The sequence below is a fragment of the Janthinobacterium sp. genome (assembly GCF_009923995.1).
Classification (GTDB): domain Bacteria; phylum Pseudomonadota; class Gammaproteobacteria; order Burkholderiales; family Burkholderiaceae_D; genus Janthinobacterium.
Genome location: NZ_RFSK01000014.1, coordinates 101,155 through 107,268, shown reverse-complemented (window position 1 = coordinate 107,268; position 6,114 = coordinate 101,155). Strand labels below are relative to the sequence as shown.

The following is a 6,114-nucleotide window of genomic DNA, read 5'->3' as shown; positions in this document are numbered from 1 at the left end:
CGTGACCCAGCAAAACGCGGCCCTGGTGGAAGAGTCGGCGGCGGCCGCCGAATCCATGCAGCACCAGGCGCACAGCCTGGCGCAGGTCGTCAGCGTGTTCAAGCTCAATGGCCAGCAGGCCGGCGGCCTGAAGGGCATCGATGGCACCGCGCGGCCGGTGGCGAAGGCGCAGAAGGAAGCGCTGCGGATCGGCCGCGCCGCCTAATCCTCCTGCAGCGGCAAGCCTTCCCAGGTCGCAATCGCCCGCTGCGACAGCCTGTCCGCCTCGCCATTGCGGTGGCGCGGTATCCAGCGCAGGCTGACGTCAGGAAATTGTTGCAACAGGGCCACTACGGTGGCCCTGTGCATTTCCAGTCCCTTGGCGCCGGCCGGCGTCGTTCCCAGCACATCGTTGATCACCACCTGGCTGTCGCCGTACAGCAATAGCTGCACCGGCCGCACGTCCAGCGCCGCCCGCAGCACGGCCGTCAGGGCCGCATACTCCGCGTCGCTGCTGCTGCCATGGCCGGCCGCCTGGCTCACTTCGATGCGTTCGCCGTCCGGCCCCAGCAGCAGGGCGCCCACGCCCAGCCTGCCCGGATTCGGGTGGGCGGAACCGTCGAACCAGCCGCGCCAGGCCAGCGGGCCGCCGTGGTCCCGGCGCCTGGCGGCCAGCTGGGCGCGGCGCGCCTGCATCTTCGCTTCCCGGCGCTCCGCGCGCGCCTGCGCTGCCGGCGTCATGGCTTGATGAGCAAGGTATCGATGAGGCTGGCCAGCCAGCACACGGCCAGCACGCCCATGGCCACGGCCATGGCGGGACCATCGTTGGCCGACAGGGCGTCGACTCTTTCCACGATCAGCTGCACGTCGAGGGGCAGGGCGCCGCTGTTGATCTGTGCCATGACCTGGTCCAATCGTGCCATGATCTGGCGCAATACGAACAGCAGCGCGACCAGGGCGGGCACGAGGAACAGGCAGCCGCGCGCCTTGCGCTGCAGGACAAAATGCCCGCTGCCGGGAAAGACGAGGCCCGACAGCAGCAGGGCCAGCGTACGTTTGGAAAGGGGGGAGCCGCTCATGCGCGCCTTTATAAGGGGAAAGAGCGGCTCATCATACTATTGCCAGCCGAATTTGCGCAGATACACGCGTTTCATGACCGTCGTCAGCAGGGTGTAGCACACGAGGATGCCCAGCAGCCAAGGGAAATACGCGAGCGGCAGCGCTTGCAGCTTGAAGTAGGTCGCCAGCGGACCCATCGGCAGGAAGACGCCCACGGCCATGATGGCGGTGGTGGCCACCAGCAGGGGCACGGAGGCGATGCTGTCGATGAAGGGCAGCTTGGGCGTGCGGATCAGGTGCACGATCAGGGTCTGCGTCAACAGTCCCACGACGAACCAGCCGGACTGGAACAGCGTCTGCTTCTCGGGCGAATTGGCGTCGAAGACATACCACATCAGGGCAAACGTGCTGATGTCGAAGATCGAGCTGATGGGGCCGAAGAAGACCATGAAGCGGCCGATGTCGCGCGGGTTCCAGCTCAGCGGCTGCTGGATCAGTTCCGCATCGACATTGTCGAAGGGAATGGCGATCTGCGACACGTCATACAGCAGGTTCTGCACGAGCAGGTGCAGCGGCAGCATGGGCAGGAACGGCAGGAAGGCGCTGGCCACCAGCACGGAAAACACATTGCCGAAGTTCGAGCTGGCCGTCATGCGGATGTACTTGAGCATGTTGCTGAAGGTGCGGCGGCCTTCCAGCACGCCTTCTTCCAGCACCATCAGGCTCTTTTCCAGCAGGATGATGTCGGCCGCTTCCTTGGCGATATCGACGGCCGAATCGACGGAAATGCCGATGTCGGCCGCGCGCAGGGCGGGCGCGTCGTTGATGCCGTCACCCATGAAGCCGACGATATGGCCATTGCCGCGCAGGGCGCGCACGAGGCGCTCCTTGTGCAGCGGGCTGAGCTTGGCAAACACCGTATTTTCCTCGGCCGCCCTGGCCAGGGCGGCGTCGTCCATGTCGTCGAGCTGCGGGCCTTGCAGCACGCCGTGCACGGCCAGGCCCACTTCGCGGCAGATCTTCGCCGTCACCAGGTGATTGTCGCCCGTCAACACTTTCACGGTCACGCCATGTTCGGCCAGCGCGCGCAGGGCGGGCGCCGTCGATTCCTTCGGCGGGTCGAGGAAGGCCACGTAGCCGATCAGGGTCAGCGCCGTTTCATCGGCCACGCCGTACACGGTCTTATGGGGCGGCACTTCCTTGACGGCCACGGCCACCACGCGCAAGCCTTCCGCGTTCAAGCCATGCGTCGTGTCCAGCACTTTCGCCAGCAGGGCGGCGTCGAGCGGAATGCTCACGCCGCCGAGGCGCAAATGGCTGCAGGCGGCGAGGATTTCCTCGACGGCGCCCTTGCAGATCAGCTCATGGTGGTCGTCGCGCTCGGAAACGACGACGGACATGCGGCGGCGCACGAAATCGAAGGGGATTTCATCGACTTTCACGTAATCGCGGGCCAGCTGCATTTCCGTCAGCAATTCCACATGGTCGAGCACGGCGCGGTCCAGCAGGTTTTTCAGGCCCGTCTGGTAGTGGCTGTTCAGGTAGGCGAACTGCAGCACTTCGTCGGACGGCTGGCCGAACACGTCCGTGTGACGTTCCAGCACGATCTTGTCCTGCGTCAAGGTGCCCGTCTTGTCCGTGCACAGCACATCCATGGCGCCGAAGTTCTGGATGGCGTCCAGGCGCTTGACGACGACTTTCTTTTTCGACAGTTTCACGGCGCCCTTGGCCAGGGTGCTGGTGACGATCATGGGCAGCATTTCCGGCGTCAGGCCCACGGCCACGGACAGGGCGAACAGGAAGGCCTCCATCCAGTCGCCCTTGGTCCAGCCGTTGATCAGGAAGACCAGCGGCGCCATCACGAGGGCGAAGCGGATCAGCAGCCAGCTGACGCTGTTGACGCCCGCTTCAAACGCCGTCGGCGTGCGCTCGGTGGCCGTCACGCGCGTGGCGATGGTGCCGAAATAGGTGCGGTTACCGGTGGCGAGCACCAGCGCCGTGGCGGCGCCGGAAATGACGTTGGTGCCCATGAACAGCAGGTTGGCCAGGTCCATGGGGTCGCGGCCGGCGGCGTCGGCCAGTTCGGCCATCTTTTCTACTGGCAAGGATTCGCCCGTCATGGCGGCCTGGCTGACGAACAGGTCCTTGGCGGACAGCAAGCGGCAGTCGGCGGGGATCATGTCGCCGGCCGACAGCACGATGATGTCGCCCTGCACCAGCTGGCGGATGGGCAGCTCCGAGCGCTGGCCGTTGCGCAGCACGGTGGCCGTGTTGCTGACCATGGCTTTCAGGCGTTCGGCGGCGCGGTTGGAGCGGCCTTCCTGCACGAAGCGCAGCAGGGTCGACAGGATCACCATGGTGCCGATGACGATGGTGGCCTTCGGGTCTTCCGTCAGGTAGGAAACGATGGCCAGCACGGTGAGCAGCAGGTTGAACGGGTTCTTGTAGCACAGCCACAGGTGCTGGTACCAGGCCAGGGGCTTTTCATGCTCGACCTCGTTCGGCCCCGTCTGCGCGGCGATGACTTGCGCCTCGGCATCGCGCAAGCCTTCCAGGCGCGTGTGCAGGCGGTTCAGGGCGCTATCGAGGTCTTCATGGGCGGCAGCGAGCAGCTGGCGGGCCAGGTGGTCGGGCACGGGACGGGCCGTGCTGTTTTCCAGCGGCATGGCGCGGCGGCGGAAATGGCCGGCCGTGTGGCGCTTGCGCAGGAACGATTCGAACAAACGGGTGAAGAGATTCATGCTCTTCCTTTCGCGACGAGGTGTTGACGGGCGGCGCAGCCGCAGGCAAGACTTGCGTGCCGCAAGCGTACCATGGCAGCCATGATGCTTGCGGGCAATCCGGGTCAGTAGCCGGTCGCGATCGGAAAGAGGGGGAAGAGGCGCGCGGCCAGACTGGCCGCGAGAGACACCGCACCTTGCTCAGCAAGGCACGGAGGAAACGGGTTCCGCGTTGCTTGCTGTTTAGCTGCCGAGGCAATCGCCGATACAAGATCGGCTACTGTCACTAGAACAAGTACCCACGTGGGACTCCGTAAATGAATAATGGGGGCATCTTATGCACGTGCTGCAACAGTGTCAACTGAAGAAATCTTAGGTTTCCAAAGTGTAATGTGACTGTGGTATTTGCCGCCGTCATGCCGCCATCGCCAGCGAATCGGACAGGATCTGCCACAGCGCCGCGTGGCGCTGCTGCAGGGCGGCGCCGCCTGCGTAGATCAGTTCCACGTGCAGGCTGTCGACGATGCCCAGGTAGGCTTGCGCATACAGGTCGATGCGCGGCGGCGGCAGGGCGGGCGCCAGCCGGCCCAGGCTGGCCACGTAGTGCCGCTGCAATTGCGCCAGCAAGGCTTCGTAGCCCGTACCCACCTCCACGCGCAGGGGCGCGGGCGGCAAATACGCCGTGCGCAGCAGAAAGCGCAGATGGGCCGAATCCGCATAGCGCCGGGCCATGCGGTCGCAGTACAGGGAGCCGGCCAGCCGTCCGCCGGGCGCGGCCAGCGCCGCTTCGTCGGCGAAGCAGGCATCCATGAAGGCCTGCTCTTCCGCCAGCGCGTCGGCAAAGACGTCGAGGAAGAGGGCGTCCTTGCCGGCGAAGTGGGAATACAGCGACGCCTTGCGCATGCCCGCCTGTTCGGCGATGTCGCTGAGGGACGAAGCGTCGTAGCCGTGCTCGGAAAAGTGCACGACGGCGACGGCACAGATGTTATCGGCCGAGGCCGAGCGTTTCTTCATATGCAGGTAGTGGTGGGGTGAGGCGTCAGTGCGCGCCCAGGCTGCTGGCGGCGGCCGGATGGACGCGCGCAGTTGCCAGGGTCAGCCATGATACCAGCAGGCCGGCCCCGGTCAAGAACAGCAGCCAGGGCAGCGGCCCCCGTTCGGACAGGCCGGCCGCCAGCGGCGTGGCCAGCGAGGATAAGCTCATCTGGATGGCGCCCAGCAGGGCCGCCGTGGAGCCGAGGGCGCGCTGCTGCGAGCCCATGGCCATGGCCATCAGCGCCGCTTCCGCGATGCCCAGGCCGAACAGGGCCAGGAACATGCCCGGCACGACGGCGGTGATGCCGGCTCCCGCCCATGCGCCCAGCAGGGCCAGCACGGCGCCGCCCAGCATGGCGGCGCTGCCCGCCACGCACAGGCGCGCCACGCCGTGCCGCGCCACCAGCCGTCCGCTGGCCATGGCGCCCAGCAGCACGGCCACGCCCGTGGCGCCGAAGACGAGGCCGAAGCTGCCGGCGGACAGGCCGAAGTCGCGCTGATAGACGAGCGATGCGCCGCCGATGTAGGCAAACAGGAAGAAGAAGCTGGCCGACAGGGCCAGCGCGGGCAGCAAGAAGGCGCGGTCCGTGGCGATGCGGGCATAGGTGCGGTGCAGGCCTTGCGGCGAAACACGGTTCTTCAGTGGAAGAGTTTCCGGCAGGAACAGCGCGCTATTGATCAGGGTCAAGGCGCCCAGCGCGGCCAGGGCCAGCATCACGGCGCGCCAGCCGTAATGGGCGTCCAGCAAGCCGCCCACGGCGGGCGCCAGCACGGGCGCCAGGCCGACGATGGTCATCAGGAGGGCGAACAGCTGCGCCGCTTTGACGCCATCGGCCACGTCGCGCACCATGCTCATCACCACGACGAGGGTCAGCGCCGCGCCCAGGCCCTGCAGGGTGCGCGCCAGCAGCAGGATGGACAGCTGCTCCGCCTGCGCAGCCCACACGGCCGCCAGCATGTACACGGCGATGCCGGCCAGCAGCGGACGGCGCCGCCCCAGCATGTCGGTCAGCGGGCCGCACAGCAGCTGACCTGCGCCCAGGGCCAGCAGGAAGACGGTCAGGCTCAGCTGCACATTCGCATAGCTCGTGTGCAGTTCGCGCGCCATGGCCGGCATGGAAGCCAGGTACATGTCGATGCCGGCCGGGCCGAGCACGGCCACGAGGGCCAGGGAAGCGGCCAGCCCGAGACTGGCGGCGGGGGGAGTGGTTTGCTGCTGCATTGCGATTCCTTCTTGTCATCAAAAAAAGCGGCATGGACATTGCCGTCTTTTTTATTGTACACTGACTACCTACCGATAGGTAGGCTGGTCAATCACTGA

5 protein-coding genes and 1 pseudogene are annotated in these 6,114 nt (G+C 66.3%); 1 reads left to right on the top strand and 5 read right to left on the bottom strand.

From position 1 onward, the window contains the following. Positions 1–205: pseudogene (locus EBS11_RS10090) on the top strand (hypothetical protein); the annotation flags it as partial. On the opposite strand, the gene EBS11_RS10085 reads toward EBS11_RS10090, so the two are convergent. From EBS11_RS10085 to EBS11_RS10065, 5 genes are all read right to left on the bottom strand, one after another. Next, complete coding sequence (locus EBS11_RS10085; protein WP_290602441.1) at positions 202–720, bottom strand: ribonuclease HI family protein; 519 nt, start codon at positions 718–720, stop codon at positions 202–204. The pseudogene EBS11_RS10090 and the gene EBS11_RS10085 sit on opposite strands and share 4 nt — an antisense overlap. Beyond that, positions 717–1,058 carry a DUF6677 family protein gene (locus tag EBS11_RS10080; RefSeq protein WP_290602440.1) on the bottom strand — a complete coding sequence of 114 codons (342 nt, stop codon included), beginning with the start codon at positions 1,056–1,058 and terminating at the stop codon, positions 717–719. The genes EBS11_RS10085 and EBS11_RS10080 overlap by 4 nt, the downstream gene beginning before the upstream one ends. Before the next feature lie 36 nt (positions 1,059–1,094). Beyond that, positions 1,095–3,779, bottom strand: a complete 2,685-nt coding sequence (mgtA, locus tag EBS11_RS10075; protein ID WP_290602439.1) for a magnesium-translocating P-type ATPase — start codon at positions 3,777–3,779, stop codon at positions 1,095–1,097. A gap of 393 nt (positions 3,780–4,172) precedes the next feature. Beyond that, the gene (locus EBS11_RS10070; protein ID WP_290602437.1) at positions 4,173–4,772 is read right to left on the bottom strand and encodes a TetR/AcrR family transcriptional regulator; all 600 of its coding nucleotides are present in this window, start codon (positions 4,770–4,772) and stop codon (positions 4,173–4,175) included. A gap of 25 nt (positions 4,773–4,797) precedes the next feature. Further along, the gene (locus EBS11_RS10065) at positions 4,798–6,015 is read right to left on the bottom strand and encodes a Bcr/CflA family efflux MFS transporter (RefSeq protein WP_290602436.1); all 1,218 of its coding nucleotides are present in this window, start codon (positions 6,013–6,015) and stop codon (positions 4,798–4,800) included. Between the last annotated feature and the right edge of the window lie 99 nt (positions 6,016–6,114).